The organism is Halobacillus naozhouensis (assembly GCF_029714185.1).
Taxonomy (GTDB): Bacteria; Bacillota; Bacilli; order Bacillales; family Halobacillaceae; genus Halobacillus_A; species Halobacillus_A naozhouensis.
Map to the genome: position 1 here is coordinate 3,931,716 of NZ_CP121671.1, position 23,286 is coordinate 3,955,001.

Genomic DNA, 23,286 nt, shown 5'->3' on the forward strand with positions numbered 1-23,286 from the left:
AACAAGAGGGTCGCACCCATTATGTGCGGCTTTCTCTTGTTTTAGGAGGTAAATAAATGATAAACCTCATGATTATACGTGCTGAAAAAGAAATTGGAATGGGATGCTGTGGAGGAATATGCGGAGATGGGTTTATCGAAATGACCGAAGAATTCAAACACCATGACCCAGACAGGCTGCTTATGGGTGAATTTTATCGAAATATGAAGAAAAAGTATGGAGAGCACATATCGATTACCTTTCTTGATCCAAGAAATATTCTGGCTATTGGAATGTATTTTCTGCAACGAGTGAGAGACCGACACATTACTGTGATGGAAGCCATGAAACATTTCACTCTTCACATTAAGTACAATGCGGTCTTTATCAATGGTAAATTGACGGAGAACTTAGAAAGCTGTGATACACTAATAAAAAAGATCCTGCATTCATAAGGGGGAAAAGGAATCTATGAGTAACAAAAAACTATCTTTAAAACGACTCGTTCAATTTTATGATGAAGTCTTGAGCCTCCCCCACAAAAATGAAATTGCCAGAGAGCTCAGAGATGAAGACGACTTGTTTCTATTGCTCGTCTATTCTGATATGCTCGGCATCCCCAATCCTGCCTTTTATTACACCCTTGAATTGTATCCTTACATTATTGAGAAGTTCCACGACTGGCACTTAAGAATGGGGATGGAAAAATCACCGCTAGATGGAATACGCTGCTGTTAAGCTGCTAATACTCCAACATACTAAACTGATTGATTTATAAAGGGGTCTTAAAATGAATGATCTACACCATAACAAAATCCTATTTGTCGGCGGTAAAGGTGGGGTCGGAAAGTCAACTTCTTCCGCTGCAATGGCCGTTGCTTTTGCCCGGGCTGGTCATAAAACGTTAGTCGTTTCGACCGATCCCGCTCATAATCTCGGAGATATTTTTCATAAAAAGATCAAGCATGAGAAAACCAGTCTAGAAGAAAATTTATGGGGGATGGAAGTTGATCCAGATCGTGAATCCAAACGCTACATTGAAGGTGTGAAAGATAATCTGCAAGGGTTAGTCAAATCGAAAATGGTTGAAGAGGTTCATAGGCAAATAGATATGGCCAGCGCTTCCCCTGGAGCAGACGAGGCCGCTTTATTCGACCGGCTGATCTCCATCATCCTGGAAGAATCAGACGAGTTTGATAAAATCATATTTGATACCGCCCCCACTGGTCACACGATCAGATTATTAACCTTGCCAGAGTTAATGAGTGTTTGGATAGACGGAATGCTTGAACGCAGGAAGAAAATCAATGACAATTATACAGAGCTTCTTAATGACGGGGAGCCAATAGATGATCCGATCTATGAGATTCTGCAAAAGCGGAAAGAGAAATTTTCAGCCGTTCGAAAGATTATATTAGATGAGAAGCAGACAGGGTTCATTTTTGTTCTCATCCCTGAACGTCTTCCGATTTTAGAAACACAACAGGCCATCAAGCAGTTAGATAAACACCATCTTCACATTAAAACATTGATCGTCAACAAAGTATTGCCTGATCATGCAGACGGAGCATTCTTGCAAAAACGCAGAAAGCAAGAACGAGACTACTTAAACCAAATCGAAGAAGGCTTTTCAAACCAACAATCGATTAACGTGCCATTGTTCGAAGAAGATGTAGCAGATATGGACAAACTTTCTATTTTTGCTGCTCATTTGCAACCACTGACTAAGGAGGAGACGCACAAATGAAAGCCATTGTACATGCAGAGCAAGAAGGATTAACAGGACTATTATTACAAGATATAGACGCCCCGTCTATTCAAAGCAATATGGTAAAAGTGAAACTGAAAACAGCAGGGATGAACCGCAGAGACATTGCTGTCACCTTAAGACACAAAACGGATCAGCCGCCCCTCGTGCTAGGTTCAGACGGGGCTGGGATCATAGAGGAAATGGGTGAACAGGTTCAAGGGTTCGCTAAAGGGGATGAAGTGATTATCAACCCAGGGCTAGGTTGGAAGCATACTAGTGATGCCCCACCTGAAGGATTTGAAATCCTGGGATTACCTGACAACGGAACATTTGGAGAGTATATCTCTGTACCTGCTGACAATATCGTTTCAAAGCCTGATCACTTGTCGTGGGAGGAGGCAGGAGTTCTGCCTCTTGCAGCGTTAACGGCTTACCGTGTCCTGTTTACACGAGGAAAAATTAAACCAGAAGACACGGTCATGCTTCCAGGGATCGGAAGCGGTGTACTCACTTTTGCATTGAAATTCGCGAAGGCTGTTGGAGCGAGAGTCATCGTTACCTCTAGACATGAAGAGAAACTAGAGAAAGCAAAAGATCTGGGAGCTGACATCGCCATCCCGACCAACTCGGACTGGAATGAGGAATTAAAGAATGAGAAAGTGGATTTGCTAATAGAAAGCGTAGGTCGTGCAACGTTTGATCAGTCCCTCTCAATCATTCGAAAAGGTGGTACAATTGTAACGTTTGGAGCCACTACAGAAGATGAAGTCACGATTAATATCCGTAAGTTTTTCTATGGTCAATTCAACTTACTCGGTTCAACGATGGGAAGCGCCGATGAATTCGCTGACATGCTTTCGTTTGTTGAACAATACAACATTAAGCCCGAACTTGATCGGATGTTCAGCTTATCTCAATATAAAGAAGCCTTTGAATACCTCAAGGAGACGAAGAATTTTGGGAAAATAGGTTTTTCAATAGGTTGAAGAAGCAGCCCCGCGGTACTCACCGTGGGGCTGTTTACATATAAAATCTTCCCGTCTATAACTTCAATAGTTTTATATAATTTAACCGTTGCGAGCAACGCCGCTGCATTATACTATTAATAGTATTAATACTTCAACGTAACAATGAGGACCGTTTGGGATTTTCTGAGAGAGGGTGAAATCATGAAAGTCTTGATTGTGGACGATGATCCATTATTAACTACTTTTCTAAGGGAATTATGTGAAAGAGACGGGCTTGAGGCGGCAACTGCACCCAATGGGCGTGAGGGACTCAACCAGCTTAGTAAACACGATTATGATATTATAATCGCGGACTATCATATGCCTATTATTAATGGATTGGAGTTAGTTCAGAAAGTGCGTCTTGAAAATCAGCAAATTCCAATCCTTATCTTAACGGAAGATAACAGTAAAGAAGTTGCTGCATCATTTATAAAAGCTGGTGCTACAGATTTTGCCTTAAAACCTGTAAAGGAACTCGATATTATCTCCCGAATCCACTTACACGCCCAGCTCGCGAATATGAGGAAACAGCTGGAGGCCGATGAAGATGTATACAGCGCAAAAGGAATTAGTAAAGGAACGCTGGAGTCCGTCGCCGATTATCTGAAGGAACATCGTGGGGCGAACTCGGTCGACACCATTTCGAAAGGGATCGGGTTAGCTTACCCTACTGTCTATCGCTACTTGATGTATTTGTTGGAGGAAGGGAAAGTTAAACAAGTTATTGGCCACCAAAAGATTGGACGACCAAAGAAATTATATAGATGGTATACCAATTAGATCATGGTAATATTTGGATGACCTGAGGTGGAACTTTAAGGGAATTCCACTTAATGATAATAGGGGGGCCTATATGGGAAAGGTTACGTTTTCTAACAGCAGGAGGCTGGCTTTAGTTGGTGATTTGTACAGGAATGAGGGGAACCGGATCGTTATTATGTGTCATGGCTTTCTTTCTAATCGTTCTTCTCGTGGTCGCTTTGATTTATTTACCTCAGCTTTCTACAGACTCGGTTATAGTGTACTGCGCTTTGACTTTGGCGGGTGTGGGGAAAGTGATGACACTCCCCTGACATTGTCTAATGAAGTAGATGACCTCACTTCGGCTATGAACTATGCCAGGGGTGCAGGCTTTACTGAAATGGTTCTTTACGGACACAGCTTAGGAGCACGAGTATGTTTAGAGGCTTACGATCCTCAATACGTTAAAACTATGATCTTAACAGGGGCAGGCACAGGACCTGTCCATTACCATTGGCCTGACCACTTTTCCCAGGAGGAACTCGTCACATTACAAAGTAACGGGCACTTTTCAGTAAAAGTTTCGGATCCTCATCGTGACGAAATGGTCATCACAAAAGAAATGCTGCTTGATTTTGAACGCTGTGATCAAAAACACATGCTCTCGAGGATCATTTGCCCAATTCTTCTTATCCATGGAAATAAGGGCGAGGAGAAGCTTTTAATGTCTATAACAAAGCAAGGAATGAAGTGGCTTCACCACCACTCCAAACTAGTAGTAGTAATTGACGGGGCTGCGCATCATTTTATGGACCACCTTGATACTGTTCAAGAAACCTTTTCGAACTGGTTGGCTACCTGCGAGAATGGGGAAGATCAGCACGTTTGAAACTACAGCTGAATCGTCTCTTATCAATCATTCAATTGTTCATATTTCGACCACCATGGCTGCGCCTTCTCCAACTGTGAAGCGAGTCTGAACAAGGTCGCTTCATCCCCAAAACGCCCCATAAAATGTGAGCCCATTGGCAAATTGTGTTCTCCCCAGTAAAGAGGGACACTCATAGCAGGCTGGCCTGTAACATTTGCAATAGGTGTTAGATGAGCATACTCTGCAGATACTGCCAATATTTCTTCAACTGATTTTTCCTCGCCACTATAATGCCCTAAGGGGAGCGGCGGCTTTGAATTCACCGGATGAAGCAGAACGTCATAGCTATCAAAGAATTTATGAATCTTCACACTCTCTGTATGCAAGACCTGGCGTGCTTCCTCATACTCTAGAGCAGTTATGTTAGACCCTTTTTCAAGTAAGGTGAAAAGCAGTCGCTCCATATTACTTTCCTTTAATTCTTTTTGGTTTAACCGTGCCGCTTCTTTCACCGCCAAAGCTCCGCCAACTACCCAGACAGTGACGAAAGCATCCATAAACGAATGTAAATCGAAGTCTGGGTATGCAATTTCGACTTGATGTCCAAGGCTCTCACAAAGCTTAGCAGTTGCTTCTGTTACCTTTTGCACCTCTGGATCTATTTCCATGAGTGAACCAAAGTCTGACATATAGCCAATTTTTAATATGCCTGGTTCGTTTCCTACCTCCTCTAAAAAGGACTCCTTATCAATTGGGGTAGAAAAGGAATCTGTCTTCTGTGGCCCTTTTAATAGATCTAACAGAGCCGCACTGTCCCTTACCGACCTTGTCACAGCATGGTTAACAGAAAAGCTGTTAAAATTCATCGCCAACGGTGTTCTGCCACGAGTAGGCTTCAAACCAAATACCCCGCAGCAGGATGCAGGAATCCGAATAGAGCCTCCTCCGTCATTCGCATGAGCGAATGGAATCATCCCGGAGGCTACAGCTGCTGCCGCTCCCCCACTCGACCCCCCTGGAGAGAAATCTACATTCCACGGGTTTCTGGCAGCCCCGAGATACCCGGATTCCGTAGCAGGCGTAAAGCCAAACTCAGGTGTATTTGTTTTCCCAATTATGGTTAATCCCGCTTGTTTAAAACGTCTGACGTTGATGTCATCTATCTCTGCTATATACCCGTCCATCAGCTTCGAACCACTGCTTAATGGTTCACCTTTAACAGCGTTCAAGTCTTTGATTAAAAATGGCAGACCCTCAAAAGGCCCTTTGTTAATACCCGCATTAAACATCGGATGCACTACTGCATTTAGCTCAAAATTCTTTTCTTTAATCACTCCTACAAAATGCTCTTTCACCTCGCTTGCTTTCAACTGCTTCGTTCGAATTAAGGTTAGAAGGTCCATCCCATCCTTATTTTCTAACTTTACATTCTTCATCTTTATCAGAATCCCTTCACTTACACAGGCTCTAAATTTCTATCAGAGCCTTGATTTCATCCTGCCATTTCGTTCAATCCTAAAAAAATTATAACATGTTACCCACTCTGACATTTCCATAGAAGGGTCAATCTTACTTTATTTTCCTATGTTAAATCATTCAAAAAATGACACACTAATTTATATCTTTAGGAGGTTTAATAAATGGGATCAAGGGAAATTAATTTGCAACATTTCAAGGAGATGATGGCGTGCAGCAAACCGCAATATTTCGCACCGGAAAAATTCTGACCGTGTTATTTGCTGTTTTGTTTGTTGTTGGCATTCTAACGATTAACAGTTTGTTCGTCTACCCTTTGGTTAATACGTCACGAAGTTTAATGGCCTTTCTTATCGCCCCGCTTTGTATTCTCTACGCTAACCAGCACAACCTGTGGTTTCGTAGTTCCCTGCGAATTTTTCTAAAGGGAAGTCATAGGTTAGTTACAAGTATGTCTGTGTTCTTTGTCGGCGTACTGCTCAGCTATGAGGTATTGCGTATGCTTCCTAACGATTTAGGAACCCCTCTTCATCTCATCATTTTGGGGATCTGTTCCATTATTTATTGGGGACCGTTGCTTATAGATTGCTCATTCCATAAACCAATGGCTTACTCGAGCAAATTCGCTTATTTTACAGGAACAACGCTACTCTTCTTTACCTATCATCAACTAACGTTCGTCAATTATCACTCTGCCCCGACGCTCGGATTTATGTGGTCTGGCCTTGCAACGATGCTTACCACACTGATGGTTCTCATCCACCAGTGGTTCCGAGCTGAGAAGAAAACTGATCGTAAGAGAATGGAAGGATATCTTCGTCCCCTTAAAAAAATTTAAGCAGACAAGGGTAGGATTACCCCTGTCTGCTGTAAACTAAAATAGATCAGGACTTATTAGTTCAGGTACATAGAAGGCTACTCCCGGTATAAATGCAATTACGAGAAGTACCACAACAACGATCGTTATATAAGGAATAACGGCTTTAAAGGAACGTTCAATCGGTAATTTCCCTATTTTTGCTGCCAGCAGTAGACATAATCCATACGGCGGTGTAACCAACCCTACCGCTAAGGTCATAATGGTAACAATTCCGAGCAAGGTAGGATCAACACCAAAGCTAATTGCTACTGGTAAAATAACAGGAATGAACAAGATCATCGCTGGAATTGCATCCATAAACGTACCTATAAATAGAAAGAATGCAATAATGATTAACAGGAAGAGCCATCTACTATCGATATTATTGGCAAAGAACTGTTCTGCCCAGCTCGATAGTCGATAATAGCTCATTAGTTCACCTAATGCACTTGCCGCAGCCAATGCAAATAAGGATAACGAGCTAAGTGTAAGTGTATCCACTAATATCTTCGGAAAGTCCTTTAACTTAAGGGTCTTGTAATAAAACATGCCCACAAGCACGGTATAAATAGAAGCAAAAGCAGCTGCTTCCGTTGCTGTGAAAATTCCTGCAATTATTCCCCCAATTAAAATAACAGGCGTCATTAAGGCTGGAATTGTATCAAGAAATTTTTTAATAAAGTTCTTCATCGATGCTCGTTGATAGGTCGGATATTGTTTTTTCAAAGCAAGAAAATAGATGAGGACCATCATCCCGACTCCAACCAGGATCCCTGGAATAATTCCCACTAAAAATAAAGCCCCAACTGAAACATTCGTTAAACCCGCGAAAATAATCATCGGAATGCTGGGAGGGATGATCACACCAATTGTAGAAGAAGCTGCAGTAACACCAACTGCCGTTTCCGTATCATATCCTTGCTTCTTCATGTTTGGAATTAGAATTTTCCCAACTCCTGCTGTATCGGCCTGAGCTGCCCCTGATACCCCGGCGAATAACATAGACACTAAGATATTAGCATGGGCCAGCCCACCACGAATGTGACCGACAATCGAAAGGGAAAAATCAATCAGCTTTTGGGAAATTTGGCCGCTGTTCATTAGATTTGCGGCTAAAATAAATAAGGGTACAGCCAGCAACACGAATGAATCAAGGCCATTAAGCATTTTTACAGGAACCATAGCCTCAGGGATATAAGGGATATTCACAAAACCAAGCAAGGAGACAATTCCTATGACAAACGCAATAGGGATTCCTATAACCATTAAAATGATAAATAAGCCTACTAACACTACACCAATCATTCGATGACCTCCCCTTTTGAGAAGTTTCTAACGTTTTGTATCATATGAGCCAGTGTATAAATAACCATGGTTCCCCCCATAATCGGCACGGAAATCCATACATATCCCATCTTCATTTGTGGTAAGGATACCCAAGTAAAATTCCAGAAGCTTTCGGTGACGATTATGCCAAAGTAAAATAACGCAAAAGTAAACACTAATAAGATAAGGTCGTTTATAAGATAAAGGGTTTTTTTACTTTTTCCTTGTAACTTGTTCAATAGAAGGTCAAATTTGAAATGTTCCCGTCTATTGAGCATAACCGATGCCCCCATAAATACGGACCAAATAAAGGAATACGTGGCTACCTCACCTGTCCAAATTGCAGAAACACCTATATAACGCGTTATCACTTGGATAATAATCGTGATAAAAAAGACTAAAAGAAACAACACGCCGATCGTTAATTGGATTTTTTCAAGCCATTTAATAAACATATCTTCATACTCTCCCTTATCGAAAGGGTTAAAGGGAAGGATCAATAATCCCCTCCTCCTTTATCCTTCTTTTTTCAACTCCCTAATCTTTTTCAATAAGTCCATCACACCTATTTCCTTCGCTCGCTCGTTTTGAATAGGCTTTGCCAGCTCAATGAATGGTTCACGGTCAATTTGGTTTACTTCTGCCCCTTCATCAATGGCTTTCTGCTTGTATTCCTCTTCCTGCTTTTTGACGACTTCTCTCTCTTTTTCAACAGAAGCTTTAGCCGCCTTTAGAACAGCTTCTTGCTGAGCTTCTGTGTACGAGTCAAATTTATTCCCATTGATGAGCAGGAAGCGGGTCGTATAATCATGACCTGTCTCGGTAATATATTTACCATTTTCAGTTTTATGGTGATTTTGCTGAACAAAGTAAGGGTAGGAGTTCTCAGAAGCATCCACGACCCCTTGCTGTAAAGCCTGATACAATTCTCCCCAGGCTACAGATGTTGGCACGGCACCTGTCGCTTCCCAATATTTTGCAATAACCCCAGATGTTTGAGTGCGATACTTCATTCCATCGATATCTTCGATCGATTCCAGCGGCTTTTTGCCGTAATAATGGCGGACTCCGGCACTCCAATAACCTAGTAGTTTAAAATCATTATCGGATTTTTCATTTATAATCTCGGCCATTCGCTCTCCGACTTTTCCGTCAACCACTCTCTCCCAATGATCATAATTCTTAAACACATACGGCATGGCAAACAAATCGATTTCCTTTATACCGGTTTTTGACATAAATCCAGGGGAAACGAGTACGACATCTGCACCGCCTAGTTTAAGCTTTTGTACGAGTTCAGATTCACTGGTACCCAGTGTTCCTGCGTGTACCTCTACCTCAATGCTCTCATTCTTCTCTGCCACCCTTTCAAATTCCTTCATGCCATATTGATAAGGATTCTCTGGTGAGGTTTGGTTATGGGCAGCAATAATTTTTATATCTCCATTATCTTCTGCTCCCCCTGCTACCCGATCTCCACATCCTGTTAGTGAAAGGAGTAACAGAACCATAATAGGCAGCAAGGTCAATAATGTTTTCCTCATGAAAGTCCCCTCCTTTAAATTGATAGCGATTGAATACGCTTACATAAAATAGTTAATTAAACATCTGAAACTAGTTCAACATACTGCTTGGCCAAAGTAGATAAATCATCATAATCTGGTTGTGTCAATAAACGGTCAACCTTGACAAGCTGACTCCCCACCCCAGCCACTTGAGCACCTGCCTTAAAATACTCCAGCATATTGCGCCTATCGATTCCCCCTGTCACCATCAACGGAATATGCGGCAGCGGACCATGGACATTCTTAATATATTCTGCTCCCATTGCGTTAGCTGGAAATACCTTTACCATATCTGCACCTGATTCATATGCCGTTACTATCTCTGTTGGTGTTAATGCTCCTGAAATGCAAGGGATTCCATACCTCTTGGCCATTCTGATCATCTCCGGATTAACAGTTGGGGATACAATAAACTAGGCCCCTGCCATAATAACCGCCCTTGCTGTCTCGGGATCCAATACGGTTCCCGCGCCTACCAGCATGTCTTCGTTATGAACTCTCACTTTGTTTATTAACTGTTCGACTTCCGGTGTTTCAGCAGTAATTTCAATAGCACGAATCCCTCCATAATCTACAGCTGTAGCGATCGGGATAATATTATCCTGATCAGCTTTACGAATAACTGGAAGAATTCTTGCTTCCTGTATCTTCTGAAACGTCCTCATCCCTTCACCTCTATTCTAGATTTGCGTGCCGTTCTGTCATTTCCTCATTGTTCGTCTGCTTTGACTGTTCAATCGTATAAATAATAATGGCATCTAACAGTAAATGTAAGGATTGATCAAATTGGTTGCCTAATGGTTGGATCGTCGCTGGTTCTTCTGAAAGTCTTTTTTTCGTAGCGGCTGGAATGACAAGTACGTCATCACTGATGTCAGCGAGACTCGAATTCGCGTTGGTCGTAACGGCCGTGACCTGTGCTTCCTGCTCCTTGGCTTTCTTTGCGAACTGACAGATTGACTGTGTGGAGCCTGAACCGGAAATGGCAAGCAATCGATCACCCTTTTGGATATTAGGTGTGATAGTTTCCCCCGTTACATAAACGTTGTAGCCGGCATGCATTAATCTCATAGCAAAAGCTTTTCCCATCATTCCCGATCTACCCTCACCTGCAACGAAAATCCGTTTTGCTTTCTCTATAGATCTTGATAACTGAATTGCTTGTTCCTCGCTAACATTAGAAAGAACCTGGCTGATTTCATAGGCTACGGTGTGAATGGTTTGCTTCATAATTTTTCATGGCCTCCTTGATTTGGGCTGCAGCTTGCTTATGATTTTCTTGTTTCGTAATGGCGCCTCCGACAATCAATGTGTCGGGTTGGTGTGGAAGAATTCCAGGTAGCGTGTCGAGGCCGATACCCCCGGCCACTGCTACCTCAAGATCCGGATAATGGCTTACCAAATCAAACAATTGACTGTCCATGCTGCCGTTTTTCTGCATGTCTTTGCCAAAATGAAGACTTACGAGGTTTATCCCTAATTGACGAAGCTGTTGAATTCGTGTGCTATCGCTAACTCCTAGCAAATCTACCATCACTCTGCTTTGATAAGTTCTGGCAACGTCCAACATATCTGTAATCGTTTGGTCAGCTGAAAAAGCCATCACTGTTGTAATATCAGCCCCAGCTTCAAAAGCCTGGATGGCCTCATGCTTGCCTGCATCACATGTTTTCATATCTGCTACAATCACCTTATTGGGATAAGCTTCCCTTATAGTTCTTACAATCGCAAGGCCGTACTCCTTTATGACTCCTGTCCCGACTTCAATCCAGTCGAGCGACTCATTCGTATCGGTTAAAATATCCAGACACTCTTGTTCTGTCAGTCTATCCAATGCTAGTTGTAGATTCATTGTCTCACCTCTCGATAAACTCGCGTTCTCCAAGCTTCACCAGTACATCTTCAAGCTCAGGTAATCCTTCGTTATCTCCGTAAACACTTACCACCATCGAACCAATAATATTGGCAAATTGAAGTGTCCGTTTCAGCGGCCACCCTTTTAATAAACCGTAAACGAACCCTGCATCAAAACCATCTCCTGCCCCTACTGTATCAACGACTTTTTTAGGGGATACGGCTTCGACCTGAATCATTTCACCATGTTGATAAGCAGTCGCACCCTCTTCCCCCTTTTTTATCGCAACGGTTGAAATTCCGTAAGGCTTGCAGGATTGAACAAGTGCATCTGGGTTATGCGTATCAAACAACAGATCAGCTTCTTCCTCGCCTGTCAACAAAACATCTACATAGGGAAGAAGTTCTGTTAACCCCTCTTTGGCTTGTTTTCGACTCCACAGTTTGAGACGGATATTTGGGTCGAGCGATATGGCTGCACCATGATCCTTTGCAATCGTTATCGCCCGTTTCAGCAGCGGGATATTTTTATCAGGATCAATCGCGGCAAACACCCCGGTAATATGGAGCAGTTTACAATGCCTTAGCGGCTCTTCATCAAGGGTACTCTCTGTTAACGCCTCGGTTGGCGAGCGATCCCGGTAATAGAAGGTTCTCCCGCTTCCATCTTCCCGAATTTCTTTAAAGTTGAGTGACGTGGAATAGTCATCCAGCAAGTGAACACGCGAAACATCAATGCCTTCGCCTCTAGCAAAATTACGAATGAATTTCCCGAACTCATCATTGCCTAACCTGCTAATCCATCCAGTTGATAAGCCAAGTCTTGAACAGCCTATCGCAAAGTTAAATTCTGCTCCTCCTGCCTTTCTTTCAAACGAGGAGGCATACCTCATCGGTCCATTGTGTGAAGGATCAAAGGTGATCATCGCATCCCCTATTGTGATTACATCTTTCCTCATTGCTAGTCCTCCTTGTTATCCTTAACAGATTCTCGAACCATTAATGTCGGTTCAAAGTGATAATCTGGTCGTTGATCAGCGGTAGATTTTTTGTTTATTTTGTCCAGTAAGAGCTCTCCTGCCATTTTTCCCATTTTGAACGTAGGCTGAGCTATAGTGGTGATGGACGGTGAGTAGAAACTGGCATAAGGTACGTCATCAATTCCAATCACAGACAAATCCTCACCGATTTTGAAATGATGAAGTTTTGAAAATGTCAGCACTTCTTTTAAAATAAGGTCATTCCCAGCCAAAATTGCTTGCGGAGGCTGATCAAGAGCCAGCATTTCCTCAAGAATTCCTTCAACCTGATCAGGATCGATGCTTCGCATATAATCCTCCCTTACATCTAATCCATGTGACTGCAGTGCACGTTGATATCCTTCTAGCCGCTCCACACGGGAGGATACATTCTCATTCATCGGTGTAGTAATCATCGCGATTCGTTCGTGCCCTTTTTTGGCAAAATAATCAACTGCCAACTCAGAAGCCTTTTCATTCTCAAGCATAATAGAAGAAATAGGGATATCTGGAACAGATCGATCCACAAAAACAACGGGATAATTCTGATCAAGCATCTTCCTGTAAAGGTCTCGATTATTCCCAGTCGGGAAAATAATTAATCCGTCCACTTGTTTGGCTCTTAACATTTCAATGTACTTTTTTTCCTTATCTGGATCATCATCTGCGTTGCATATAATCGTGTGGAAGTCTGCCTTATGACAGACATCTTCTATTGCTCTGCTAACCTCAGTAGAGAAGTTGTGGAGAATGTTGGCAACTATTACACCAATTGTTTTCGTGGACTTTTGCTTTAAACTTCTGGCAACAATATTAGGCTGGTAGCCAAGTTCTTTAATGGCCTGCTCAATTCTTGCCTTTGTCTTCTCCCCCATATAGTCATAGCGTTTATTTAAATATTGCGATACTGTACTTTTTGATACATTTGCCTGTTTTGCAACATCGGCCATAGTCACTGTTTTCATAACAAATCTCCGTATTCTACAAATTAGATAAACCGATTTAGTAAACCGGTTTAGTTAAGTATAGAATCTATGTAAGCGTTTTACAACCTTTTTTTAAAATTTTTCTTCTGCCGGACTGAAAATCACCAATAAAAAAAGACAAACCCTCATCGTGAGAGTCTGTCTCTTCTATACTTTCTATCTAGGGTTCATAAATAGCTGTGTCCAATACGTACCATACGAACCGCCTTCCACATATCCTACACCGATATGGGTGAAGTGTTCATTCATAATGTTTGCGCGGTGTCCTGGAGAGTTCATCCAGCCTTCTACAACCTCTTGTGGCGTTCGCTGGCCAGCAGCTATATTCTCACCGGCTGCTGAATAGCTGAAGTTATATTGCTGCATCATGTCAAATGGAGAGCCATAGGTAGGAGACGTATGACTAAAATAGCCTTTATCAGCCATATCCTGTGACTTCATCCGCGCTAGATCACTTAGGCGATCATGCATTTTAAGAGGGGAAAGCCCTTCTTTTGCGCGCTCTTCATTTACCAGCTGAACCACTTTTTCTTCATAGCTGGAGGTGGCCTGCTCTATTACCTCTGCAGGAACTTGAGAAGGTTCTGAAGCGGGCTGCTCAGCTGGTTGTTCCTTCCCAGTCTGTTGTGGCTGCTGGTTCATGGGTATTTGTTCAGGGTTAAAGAGGATTTTAAAGTTTTGCTCAAATCTCTCTTTACTGAATTCAAAATTCTGCTCAGACAGCCACCTCTGTAATTGGTTCGTCCATTCCTCAAAAGAATCAACCTGCTCTATCGTCCATGTTTTTTGCTCAGAAGCAAAAGAAGGAGCAGTAAAGGAAACTATAGCTAAAACAGTAACTAAAATGATAGAGAGTCTCTTAAACAACTCTCTCACTCCTTTATTTTAATATTTATTCACAATGGGTTAACATGCCTTTATACATCTCTTTTTTCTCTAAACGAAAGTTAAAGTCTCTTGCGTATTTTTTCAGACGCTTTTCTTCTACCGGGTTTACAAGAGAGACAACTGTCCCTGAATGTGACCCTAACCGCCCTGTACGCCCAGCTCTATGAATGTAATCAGAAGGGACTTTAGGAACATTCAGGTTTACAATATGGGTGATATCTTTAATATCTAACCCCCGAGCAGCTACATCTGTAGCTAACAAAAGAGTAATATCCCCATTTCGAAATCTTTTTAAAGCCCTGGCACGTTCTTCTTTTTTTGCATCACTATGCAGGATTTCTAAATCTAATCCTTTATATCTAATTTTCTCAGCATAAACACTCAGATTGCCAATATCCCCTACAAAAGCCAGTCCTTTAAACGATTCCATGCGAGCTAATTTCCTAAGGGTTTCCAGCTTATCTCTATCCTGCGTAGAAATATATGCGTGTGCAGCATCCGGCCTTAAAGCTTCCTTCTTGATACGCACAATTTCCGGTTCTTTCATGAATTCCTGGGCTGACGTTTCTACTTCTTCAGGCAAGGTTGCTGAAAAAAGAAGAATCTGGCGTTCCTTAAGGGTTGCTTTGACTATGTTCTGTACAGTCTCTATATGTTCAGAGACAAGAAGTTGATCTGCTTCGTCCAAAACAATCGTATTAATCTCATGTGCTTTCAGTTTCTTTTGTTTCATTAATTCATATACCCTGCCCGGAGTACCGATAACCATTTGTGGTTTTTTCTTAAGCTTTTCTATTTGGCGTTTTACGTTCGCGCCGCCGATTAGAGTGGTACTTGTTATCCCACTGTTTTTTGACCATGTCTGAACCTCCTGATGGATTTGCATCACCAGTTCATGGGAAGAAGCCAGTACAAGTACTTGCGCATGCTTCTTTACTGGATCAATTTGTCCAAGCAGCGGCCACAGATAAGCAAGCGTCTTTCCACTCCCTGTTGGTGCTTCAGCTATGACGTCTTGTCCAGCTTTTATAAAAGGAATGGCATTTAGCTGAACAGATGTTGGCTGCTTGAAACTTGACCGCTCCCATGCTTCCTTTAAAAAAGGAGCCATGTTTTGAAACCAGCTTGGTTCTGACGATTCATTCATAATTGCTTGTCTCTCCTTTATAGTGCCGCAACATTTTTCACTCACAAAAAACAGGTCCCTATTGTCGATGAGAGACCTTTTTCGTACGGCTTCTAATTTGGTTTATTATATCACATTGAGCTTAGTTATTTTCTAGCAGTGTCTTCATTTTATCTAAATGGTCAGCGTCCTCTTTTTTAATGATCATTTTAATAAGTGGTTTCATAAGAGTATTCCGCAAACCTTTCGTATCCAGTTCTCCTATGAACTCTATTCTCGTCCCTTCCGTTGTTTCTGCAAACGTGTAGTGATAACGTAAATCAATCCCATGCTGGTCACTTCGAACAGAATAACACTTATTATGCTCATACTCAGTCACCTTAATAATCGATGCCGATTTTCGTCCACGAATTTCACGTACTTCCTTAAATTGATAACCCTCCCGTACTGGTCCTTCAGTTAAAGGCTCCACCTCCACCACGGTCTCCATCATTTCCGGACTCTTTGAAAAATCAGTCGCTGCAGCAAATACTTCGTCTATCGGCTTATGTATTAGAACATCCCGCTCTAAGAACGCCATGTACATCCCTCCAAACCTCAATATCTCTTGAGTATTTCTTTCGACATTGTTCCGTTAATCCCCTTTAATGTCTACCATCACGGTTCGTGACTTCCTCTATAAGAAAAAGTACACTAGTAACCATACTAAAGGTTACGAAGGGTGAAAGGAAGGCGATAGAACGATGATTGAACTTCGGTATTTTTCAGAAAAAGATTTTCCCCAACTGATAGATTGGATGACGTCACCAGAATTCCTGCTTCAATGGGGCGGTCCTAAGTTTCATTATCCACTGAATTATGAACAATTAAAAGAATATGTAGTAGATTCGAATTCCGATCATTCGAGCCAGCTCATCTATAGCGTAGTCGATAAACAGACAGATGCAACAATTGGGCATATTGCTCTAAGGAATATTGACAGAGGAAATCAATCGGCTCGGATTGGAAAGGTGATCGTCAGTGATGAAGCACGTGGCAAAGGAATAGGGACCTTGATGATGAAAGAAGTGCTGAAAGTGGCCTTTGATCAGCTGCAGCTGCATAAAGTCAGTCTTGGCGTGTTCGATTTCAATCAACCTGCTATTCGCTGCTATGAAAAGGTCGGCTTTAAGAAAGATGGGCTGCTTCGTGATCACCGAAAAATGAATGATGAGTACTGGAGCCTCTACGAGATGAGCATACTAGATTCTGAATGGAATAGTTAGAAGTGGGAAAGGTCCACCGATCGTGGACCTTTCTAAATTATGGCTCTATCCAAAATCTTCTTACTACATTTCCATCTTCCTCAATACAGTTCTCAGCTTTTCTAAATCCAACGTTGGTTTGATTAGCATAGCTGATACATTGTCTATTATCCTTTCTGCGAATGTTTATTTCTTACCTTCTTCATAATTAAAAATACTACCAGACCGATGATGGCCAGGAAAATCAATACAGGCAGACTGCCAATTACGAATACAATCAAACCCGAGAAAATCGAGATAAGGAAATTAATACTTTTTAAAAACTGCTGCTTGGTCTGATCCCACGTATTTAATTCATCGCTGTTCACTCCAGAGATTCGAACATTGTCTTCCTGAATATGAACCGTCACGGTCGCCAGGTCTGTTTTATTCTGCAAATAATTCATGCGTCCCTGAATATCTTCTATTTCCCCCTGGACCTTGGCCAAATCCTCAGAAATCTTTAGCAGATCCTCTGTCTTCTCAGCTTGTTCCATAAAAGATAGCAGACGCTTCTCTACTACCTGTTTGGATTTCAAACGAGACTCAAGATCTACGTATTCCTCCGTCACATCCTGACCTGAAATCGAACTTTCAAGCACCTTGCCGCTGCCTTCTTCCACTAACTTGATGAACTCGCGGAACTTCCCTTGAGGGATCCGTGCAGTGACATACCCGTTGACTGATCCCTCTCCAGTCTCCCCGGACATATTTGACTCCACTATATAGCCCCCGCGTTCGGCGACTTGTGTTTGAATGTCGGCGACGGTTTGCTGGTAATCCTTTACTTCTATCCTAAGGTTTGCCGTATAAATCACTTTTCGATCAGACTGGTTGACCTTTGCCGTTTCGGTTGAAGTCTTTTCTCCTTGAGAAGAGCCATCCTTCTGAGCAACTCCTGATTCATTTGGTGCAGGAGCAAATTTCCCGCTTTCTCCGCTACTCCCCTCGTTCATCAAAGCAGCTTCATTACCCGCTTCACTACTTTGAGAATCACTGCTGCAGGCTGTGGCTAGAATAAAGAAGCTAAGTACCAACACGATATAAAACCATTTCTTCATGTGTGCCCCCTATAGCTTTATTTTTATTTCTTTGTTATGTATAGACGTCAGTTACAAGAAAAGGTTTCCTTTATTAAAATAATTTTGACTCACTGTTATAAGACTGCTCGGCTCCGAGATAACGAAAAACGATACGTCTTAACACAGTACTATTTACTTCTTTCACATTAGGCGTGGAATAATCATCAACCCTTCATTTTGGTAAACTCTTCCTTCAAAACACCCATTAATACAGAGTCATGATATTCCCCATCATAGTAAAGATCATCTCGAATGACTCCTTCTTGCTTAAATCCTAGCTTTTGATACGATTTCATCGCCCTTTCATTATATGAAAAGACATCCAGGCCTACTCGGCGTAAATTTAAATGATTAAATCCGAATTCTAACAGCAGCGACATAGCCTCCGTACCATATCCATGACCCCAGTATGCTTTATTAAATATGGAAATTCGGACCACAGCTTTTCGATTTTGATGATCAATCTCAAGCATCGCCAAATCGCCAATAAGCTGGTTGTTTTTCTGCAGGCAAACCACCAAGTCAATTCTGCTGCTATCTGTTGAATTCCTTTCAAACCAGTTTTGAACACCCGCACGGCTAAATACAGCTTGTGTCCCTGTCAGTCTTCTTCCCTCTTCATCCCATAAAGCTTTCCTATAGAATAAGTCCAAGTCCTCCTGCTCAATCGGCCTTAAATAGAGTCTGTTCCCTTCCAAGAATTTAATGTTACAAGATTGATCTATTCTGCTCATCATTTCCCCTCCTAAAAAAACTGTTCTTTAAGCGTTATCATACTTCAATATGAACTCTTTCTCTACTCCGTTTGATAATTTGCCATCTTTTGTGGAAAATTAGAGGAATGGCTCATTTCTTATTAGTTTCTCTCAGGCCCAAAATGGGATAAAATTTGTTGTAAAGATAATCCCTTTTAAATCTATGTATGTTTAAGGAGTGTTTCCGCTTTGTTCACTTTTGAAAACGTTACATATCTTGATATTTTGCATGTACCGTCGTTAACTATTCACGAACATCAGAAAACCTGTATTGTGGGTGAAAGCGGCAGTGGAAAGTCTACATTTTTAAAGCTGTTGAACCATATGATTTCACCTGGTGATGGCCAAATTTTTTTTCGCGGAAAAAATGTCACCGAACTGGAGCCCATTGCCCATCGAAGAGAAGTAGCAATGCTGACACAACATCCCGTATTGTTTGGCGAAAGCGTCAAAGAGAATCTTTTGGCCGGTGTGCGTTTCGCTGACCAGGAGGAGCCTGACGAAGCAACCTGTAAGCAAGCCATTGAACGGTTTCGTTTACACAAAAACCTCGATGATGAGGCGGAAAGGCTATCCGGCGGGGAGCAGCAGCGCTTAGCTTTGGCACGAATCACATTGATGGACAGCCCTGTATATTTACTAGATGAACCTACCTCTTCTCTTGATGAAGAGCTGGAGCATGAAGTGATGAAGAACTTCATGGCATTTGCTGAAGAGCAGGAGAGAACAGTCATTTTCGTCACCCACTCCAGCTCCATTGCGTCTGCATTCTCCGATATAACGATTGATTTTCACGAATACACGTTAAAAGGAAAGGGTCCCTCATGAGAGAAGAAATGATCAACTTGACCCTCTGGCAGTTGGGAGCCGCTTATGTATTTATCCTTATTTTATTAGCAATTGTTCGCTGGCGTAAGATCCCAAGGGAAAAGCAGATTTTAATTGCAACGATACGAATGACACTGCAACTGCTCATCGTTGGTTATATTCTAATGCTATTGTTTGATAACCCTCACCCGTTACTTACAATTCTTATTGTTGCCATTATGGTGGCCTTCTCGGTACGGAATATTTCAAGCAGGGTACGAGGGGAACTGGGCAAACCGTTAAAGCGTGCGATATTGATCTCTATGGTTGCTGGGTCAGTAGTTAGCTTACTTTACTTCAACTTTATCGTGATCCAGCTTTCCCCATGGTATGACCCACAGTATTTTATTCCCATTGCCGGCATGATTATCGGCAATTCCATGACCGGGGTGACGCTTGGTGTACAAACCTTGCTTGATGGGATGAATGATCAGCGTCAGAAAGTGGAAGCAGCCTTAATGCTTGGTGCAAGTCCTCAGGCGGCCACTAAAAAATGGGTGAATCGTGCCTTTGACTCTGCGATTCTGCCGACAATTAATAAAATGGTCGGTATGGGGATTGTGTTTTTACCTGGTATGATGACAGGACAGATTTTGGCTGGAGCAAGTCCATTTATCGCTGTTGAATATCAAATTGCCATTTTGTTAGGTATTATTGGAGCCGTTTCCCTGACGGTCATTTTATTTGTTAATCTAGCTTATAAAGTATTTTTCAATGAACGGAGTCAATTGCTTCATAACGCGATGAATGGAAAAAGTTGATTTGAATTTTTTCAGTTCTTTTATTAAACAAGATATAATTGTTTTATAATGAAAATTTCCTTTGGAGGGATTGGTATGGAATTTACTTTTGACTCAACCTTTAAGCTAAGAGACTTCGTGGAAGAGAATAACCAGATTTTTGAAAGTACACTATTATCAGAAGCAGTAAATGTCAAAGATAAAATTAGCAAAATCCTTGAGATAGGTAATATTGATCTTGTCAATAATGCGCATAAACTAGTTGTTTATATTATAAATGGTGAAGAGAAGGAACTTAATAAGTTTGCCAAACAAGAAGGTATCGCCTGGGCTACTCACTCCATAGAATTATCATTTAAGTTGGAGTGGGTACAAGCTATCCGAAGAACCTTATGGAATTTTATAGAACGATATTATAAATTAGCACAGAAAAGGAATATTGAGGAGTTCTTTGAATTGGAACTAGAAATAAATGACCGAGTGGATGGATTTTTAAATTCATTCTTTATTAGTTACTCTACATACAAGGATTCATTAATTCATGCCCAAAGAGAGTTAGTAGAAAATTTATCGGTTCCGATTATCCCCATCAATCAATCTGTTTCTATTTTGCCATTAATCGGTTCTGTAGACTCCTCTCGAGCTGATATTCTTAAAGAGAAGGTATTGACAGAAGTTTCAAGGTTAGGAATGCAAACATTAATTATAGATTTATCGGGAATTGCATCTATGGATAGGGAAATTATTTTCGACTTAATGAAGATTATTGATGGCATATCTATGATGGGATGCAAGACTGTTATTACAGGGTTAAGAAAGGAAATTGTAACAGAGATGACAGACCCGGGACTTTCATTTAATCAAAATACGAAAACTTTAGCGACTTTACAACAGGCATTAAGTGAACACTTTATCGTCAAAGAATAGAAACCAGCTTCCAACAATATTTATAACCACTTAATTAGAAAGTGCCTCGCGGGCGGATACACGCGAGGCACTTCAGTGATTATGCGATAAATTATTTATTCGAAAGTAACAGCCTTGTTTCCGTCTACTATTGGCAAGATGACCTTACTACGCTTCGGATCAATTGTAATCTTAGTACCCGCTTCCGGGCGAATCGTATAGTTATGGTCGGAAGCAAGCAGCACCACACCTAGTTGATGACCTTCTTCAAAGATATAATCATCGGGCTGCATCCCCCAAGTAAACTTATATTCTTTCCCTGGTACAAGGGAGTGCGATTCAGAGATCGAATGGCGGTTTTGTGGATCTATCCATCCCCTTGTAACAATTTCAAAAGTCTCCCCATCTGGAGCATAATCTACTAACAATGCAGTGAGATTAGCGGCACGGGCATCAATGCTTGCCCGAATAGAAACTTCCGGGGTTCCACTAATCCGCAATGGAGACTCAAGCTTCGGGGTTTGGTAAACGAGACGATTCTCATGCTCGCTGTTTGGATTTTCCGCAAGCGTCTTGGCTGTTATAGACGGATTGTCTACAAACGCGGCTGTCGTCTTGTTTTTTCCTGACATTGGCTTAGGATCAAGGCTGGTTCCTTCCTGCTGGAAATAAAGCGATACACCATTGGCATCTTTGGCAGGCCATGAGTCATACGTTTTCCAATCCCCATCTTCACGCTGAATATCTACCATAGGCTCTTCCATTATATTATTGTCAATATCATACAACCAATGATCAAACCATTTATTCAGTGTATCAAGCCATTCTTCATTACGAAGGTAATAGGGATTGGCATGTCCGCTCTGATGGAGCCAAAGTTTACGCTCTACATTGTTTTCCCCAAGGGCATCCCACCATTGAGATAAGTGTTTCATCTTAACATTCCAATCATTAAGACCATGTACGGCCAACACACTGGCTTCAACTTTATTAGCATCTTTTACATAATTCCGTTCATCCCAATACTCATTGTAGTCGCCTGTTTCGCGATCCTGTAATCTCTCCAGCTTCTTCAGCACGTCATTACATTCTTCAGGATTCGCTCGTGTCGTAACGGCCTGGGCCAGCACGTCTGTGTCTTCCCCTTGATAACCTCCTGGTGCTACTACTGCACCATTCGCACGATAATAGTCATACCAGCTGCTGATTGCAGCAATTGGGACGATCGTCTCTAAGCCTTCCACACCTGTGGTGGAGACAGCATTCGGCAGAGTCCCATTATATGAAATGCCGATCATTCCTGTACTGCCTGTCGTCCAATCAGCTTTAACCAGATTCCCTTCACTGTCATAAGCTTTTGTTCTTCCGTTTAACCAATCAATTACAGCTTTTGTTCCAAGTGTTTCGTTTTTGCCGCCAGAAGTTGCACACCCATTAGAAAGTCCGCTGCCCAAACTTTCCGCCAGGACTACTGCATATCCGCGCGGAACGAAATAATCATCATAGTAGCCAGGAAAAGAGGGTTCAGACGCACCGGCCACCGTCGCGCTGGTTGCGCCTTGATTCTCAGTAAGACTTACTGCCTCCTGCTTATTTTTACCTTTCTTCACAGGCTTCCTATGATCCACTGGATTTAAAGGCACATCGACATCATGAAAGTTAATCGGGTTAAGTCCAGCACGATACGGGCTCATTTCATAGATAACGGGGACTTTCAAACCCTGTTCCGTTTCCTTCGGTCGAATGATATCTGCATGAACACGATCGAGTTCGCCGTCCCCGTCACTATCTACGGATGTTTCAATAAAGACGGTTTCCCTGATGGCTTCTTCGTGGGAATAAACCGGTTGAGTTTTTCCATCCACCACTTCAATTTGTTGAACATCTGAAGACTTTGCATTCCCTTCTTCAGCGGCCGCTGGCTGAACGGCAGCTACTGTGGATAACATCAATAATAAAAACGTAGTATGTAAGAATATTCTTTTCCTCACACATAATCCCCTCCTTGATAGAATTCCATAACTTTTACATTCGATGAAAATCTAGACAATTCCTTGTTTTGCACATGAAAAACGTAAAATCAATAGAAAGGACGCAGGTCTTATGCACCAGGAGGAAATGTACAGACCGATATGTAGACATGCCCTGCTCAATGAGCTAAATTTTAGAGTAATTTAGCAGATGGCCGATCCAAAAAACAGAA

General features: G+C 41.9%; 25 protein-coding genes and 1 pseudogene. 11 read left to right on the top strand and 15 right to left on the bottom strand.

Annotated elements, in window-relative coordinates:
- Window positions 1–56 precede the first annotated feature (56 nt).
- The 6 genes from P9989_RS20080 (at window position 57) to P9989_RS20105 (ending at window position 4,369) form a co-directional block, all read left to right on the top strand.
- Window positions 57–434, top strand: coding sequence for a hypothetical protein (locus tag P9989_RS20080; protein WP_283076614.1), 378 nt, complete (start codon window positions 57–59; stop codon window positions 432–434).
- Between the two features lie 16 nt (window positions 435–450).
- The gene (locus P9989_RS20085; RefSeq protein WP_283076615.1) at window positions 451–717 is read left to right on the top strand and encodes a cory-CC-star protein; all 267 of its coding nucleotides are present in this window, start codon (window positions 451–453) and stop codon (window positions 715–717) included.
- Window positions 718–769: 52 nt separating this feature from the next.
- Entirely contained in the window at window positions 770–1,726 is a 957-nt protein-coding gene (locus tag P9989_RS20090; RefSeq protein WP_283076616.1) for an ArsA family ATPase, read from the top strand.
- The gene (locus P9989_RS20095; RefSeq protein ID WP_283076617.1) at window positions 1,723–2,715 is read left to right on the top strand and encodes a zinc-binding dehydrogenase; all 993 of its coding nucleotides are present in this window, start codon (window positions 1,723–1,725) and stop codon (window positions 2,713–2,715) included. Before P9989_RS20090 ends, P9989_RS20095 begins: the two co-directional genes overlap by 4 nt.
- 183 nt (window positions 2,716–2,898) lie before the next feature.
- Complete coding sequence (locus P9989_RS20100) at window positions 2,899–3,519, top strand: response regulator (protein WP_283076618.1); 621 nt, start codon at window positions 2,899–2,901, stop codon at window positions 3,517–3,519.
- A gap of 73 nt (window positions 3,520–3,592) precedes the next feature.
- Window positions 3,593–4,369 carry an alpha/beta hydrolase gene (locus tag P9989_RS20105; RefSeq protein ID WP_283076619.1) on the top strand — a complete coding sequence of 259 codons (777 nt, stop codon included), beginning with the start codon at window positions 3,593–3,595 and terminating at the stop codon, window positions 4,367–4,369.
- Between the two features lie 23 nt (window positions 4,370–4,392).
- On the opposite strand, the gene P9989_RS20110 is transcribed toward P9989_RS20105, so the two are convergent.
- On the bottom strand, window positions 4,393–5,787 hold the full coding sequence (locus tag P9989_RS20110) for an amidase (RefSeq protein WP_283076620.1): 1,395 nt from the start codon (window positions 5,785–5,787) through the stop codon (window positions 4,393–4,395).
- Window positions 5,788–6,038: 251 nt separating this feature from the next.
- On the opposite strand from P9989_RS20110, the gene P9989_RS20115 reads away from it, so the two are divergent.
- Window positions 6,039–6,665, top strand: coding sequence for a hypothetical protein (locus P9989_RS20115; protein ID WP_283076621.1), 627 nt, complete (start codon window positions 6,039–6,041; stop codon window positions 6,663–6,665).
- A gap of 36 nt (window positions 6,666–6,701) precedes the next feature.
- Here the strand turns inward: P9989_RS20115 and P9989_RS20120 are convergent, their stop codons facing one another.
- The 11 genes and pseudogenes from P9989_RS20120 to P9989_RS20170 all read right to left on the bottom strand — a co-directional run bounded on the left by P9989_RS20120 (window position 6,702) and on the right by P9989_RS20170 (window position 16,030).
- A complete protein-coding gene (locus P9989_RS20120) occupies window positions 6,702–7,991 on the bottom strand; it encodes a TRAP transporter large permease (protein ID WP_283076622.1) in 1,290 nt (429 codons plus the stop codon).
- Window positions 7,988–8,467, bottom strand: coding sequence for a TRAP transporter small permease (locus tag P9989_RS20125; protein WP_283076623.1), 480 nt, complete (start codon window positions 8,465–8,467; stop codon window positions 7,988–7,990). The genes P9989_RS20120 and P9989_RS20125 overlap by 4 nt, the downstream gene beginning before the upstream one ends.
- Before the next feature lie 60 nt (window positions 8,468–8,527).
- Window positions 8,528–9,556: a TRAP transporter substrate-binding protein gene (locus P9989_RS20130; RefSeq protein WP_283076624.1), complete on the bottom strand. Its 1,029-nt coding sequence runs from the start codon at window positions 9,554–9,556 to the stop codon at window positions 8,528–8,530.
- A gap of 56 nt (window positions 9,557–9,612) precedes the next feature.
- A pseudogene (locus tag P9989_RS20135) lies at window positions 9,613–10,242 on the bottom strand (bifunctional 4-hydroxy-2-oxoglutarate aldolase/2-dehydro-3-deoxy-phosphogluconate aldolase).
- Window positions 10,243–10,252: 10 nt separating this feature from the next.
- The gene (gene hxlB / locus P9989_RS20140; RefSeq protein ID WP_283076625.1) at window positions 10,253–10,807 is read right to left on the bottom strand and encodes a 6-phospho-3-hexuloisomerase; all 555 of its coding nucleotides are present in this window, start codon (window positions 10,805–10,807) and stop codon (window positions 10,253–10,255) included.
- Entirely contained in the window at window positions 10,776–11,429 is a 654-nt protein-coding gene (gene hxlA, locus P9989_RS20145) for a 3-hexulose-6-phosphate synthase (RefSeq protein WP_283076626.1), read from the bottom strand. Before hxlA ends, hxlB begins: the two co-directional genes overlap by 32 nt.
- Before the next feature lie 4 nt (window positions 11,430–11,433).
- Window positions 11,434–12,390 carry a sugar kinase gene (locus P9989_RS20150; protein WP_283076627.1) on the bottom strand — a complete coding sequence of 319 codons (957 nt, stop codon included), beginning with the start codon at window positions 12,388–12,390 and terminating at the stop codon, window positions 11,434–11,436.
- 2 nt (window positions 12,391–12,392) lie between these two features.
- The gene (locus tag P9989_RS20155) at window positions 12,393–13,415 is read right to left on the bottom strand and encodes a LacI family DNA-binding transcriptional regulator (protein WP_283076628.1); all 1,023 of its coding nucleotides are present in this window, start codon (window positions 13,413–13,415) and stop codon (window positions 12,393–12,395) included.
- A gap of 177 nt (window positions 13,416–13,592) precedes the next feature.
- The gene (locus tag P9989_RS20160) at window positions 13,593–14,303 is read right to left on the bottom strand and encodes a CAP domain-containing protein (RefSeq protein WP_283076629.1); all 711 of its coding nucleotides are present in this window, start codon (window positions 14,301–14,303) and stop codon (window positions 13,593–13,595) included.
- Window positions 14,304–14,328: 25 nt separating this feature from the next.
- Window positions 14,329–15,471, bottom strand: a complete 1,143-nt coding sequence (locus P9989_RS20165) for a DEAD/DEAH box helicase (protein WP_283076630.1) — start codon at window positions 15,469–15,471, stop codon at window positions 14,329–14,331.
- 121 nt (window positions 15,472–15,592) lie between these two features.
- Entirely contained in the window at window positions 15,593–16,030 is a 438-nt protein-coding gene (locus P9989_RS20170; RefSeq protein ID WP_283076631.1) for an SRPBCC family protein, read from the bottom strand.
- 163 nt (window positions 16,031–16,193) lie between these two features.
- Between P9989_RS20170 and P9989_RS20175 the strand changes: the two genes are divergently transcribed.
- Window positions 16,194–16,715, top strand: a complete 522-nt coding sequence (locus P9989_RS20175) for a GNAT family N-acetyltransferase (RefSeq protein WP_283076632.1) — start codon at window positions 16,194–16,196, stop codon at window positions 16,713–16,715.
- 146 nt (window positions 16,716–16,861) lie between these two features.
- On the opposite strand, the gene P9989_RS20180 is transcribed toward P9989_RS20175, so the two are convergent.
- Both P9989_RS20180 and P9989_RS20185 read right to left on the bottom strand, forming a co-directional pair.
- Window positions 16,862–17,794: a DUF4349 domain-containing protein gene (locus P9989_RS20180; protein ID WP_283076633.1), complete on the bottom strand. Its 933-nt coding sequence runs from the start codon at window positions 17,792–17,794 to the stop codon at window positions 16,862–16,864.
- A gap of 185 nt (window positions 17,795–17,979) precedes the next feature.
- Window positions 17,980–18,549, bottom strand: coding sequence for a GNAT family N-acetyltransferase (locus P9989_RS20185; protein ID WP_283076634.1), 570 nt, complete (start codon window positions 18,547–18,549; stop codon window positions 17,980–17,982).
- Window positions 18,550–18,759: 210 nt separating this feature from the next.
- Between P9989_RS20185 and P9989_RS20190 the strand changes: the two genes are divergently transcribed.
- The 3 genes from P9989_RS20190 to P9989_RS20200 all read left to right on the top strand — a co-directional run bounded on the left by P9989_RS20190 (window position 18,760) and on the right by P9989_RS20200 (window position 21,104).
- Entirely contained in the window at window positions 18,760–19,398 is a 639-nt protein-coding gene (locus tag P9989_RS20190) for an ABC transporter ATP-binding protein (protein ID WP_283076635.1), read from the top strand.
- Window positions 19,395–20,198 (top strand): ABC transporter permease, encoded by an 804-nt coding sequence (locus P9989_RS20195; RefSeq protein WP_283076636.1) that lies wholly within the window; start codon window positions 19,395–19,397, stop codon window positions 20,196–20,198. Before P9989_RS20190 ends, P9989_RS20195 begins: the two co-directional genes overlap by 4 nt.
- Window positions 20,199–20,273: 75 nt before the next feature.
- A complete protein-coding gene (locus P9989_RS20200) occupies window positions 20,274–21,104 on the top strand; it encodes an STAS domain-containing protein (protein WP_283076637.1) in 831 nt (276 codons plus the stop codon).
- A 95-nt stretch (window positions 21,105–21,199) separates the two neighbouring features.
- Here P9989_RS20200 and P9989_RS20205 read toward each other — a convergent pair whose 3' ends face one another.
- The gene (locus P9989_RS20205) at window positions 21,200–23,074 is read right to left on the bottom strand and encodes a Xaa-Pro dipeptidyl-peptidase (protein ID WP_283076638.1); all 1,875 of its coding nucleotides are present in this window, start codon (window positions 23,072–23,074) and stop codon (window positions 21,200–21,202) included.
- Between the last annotated feature and the right edge of the window lie 212 nt (window positions 23,075–23,286).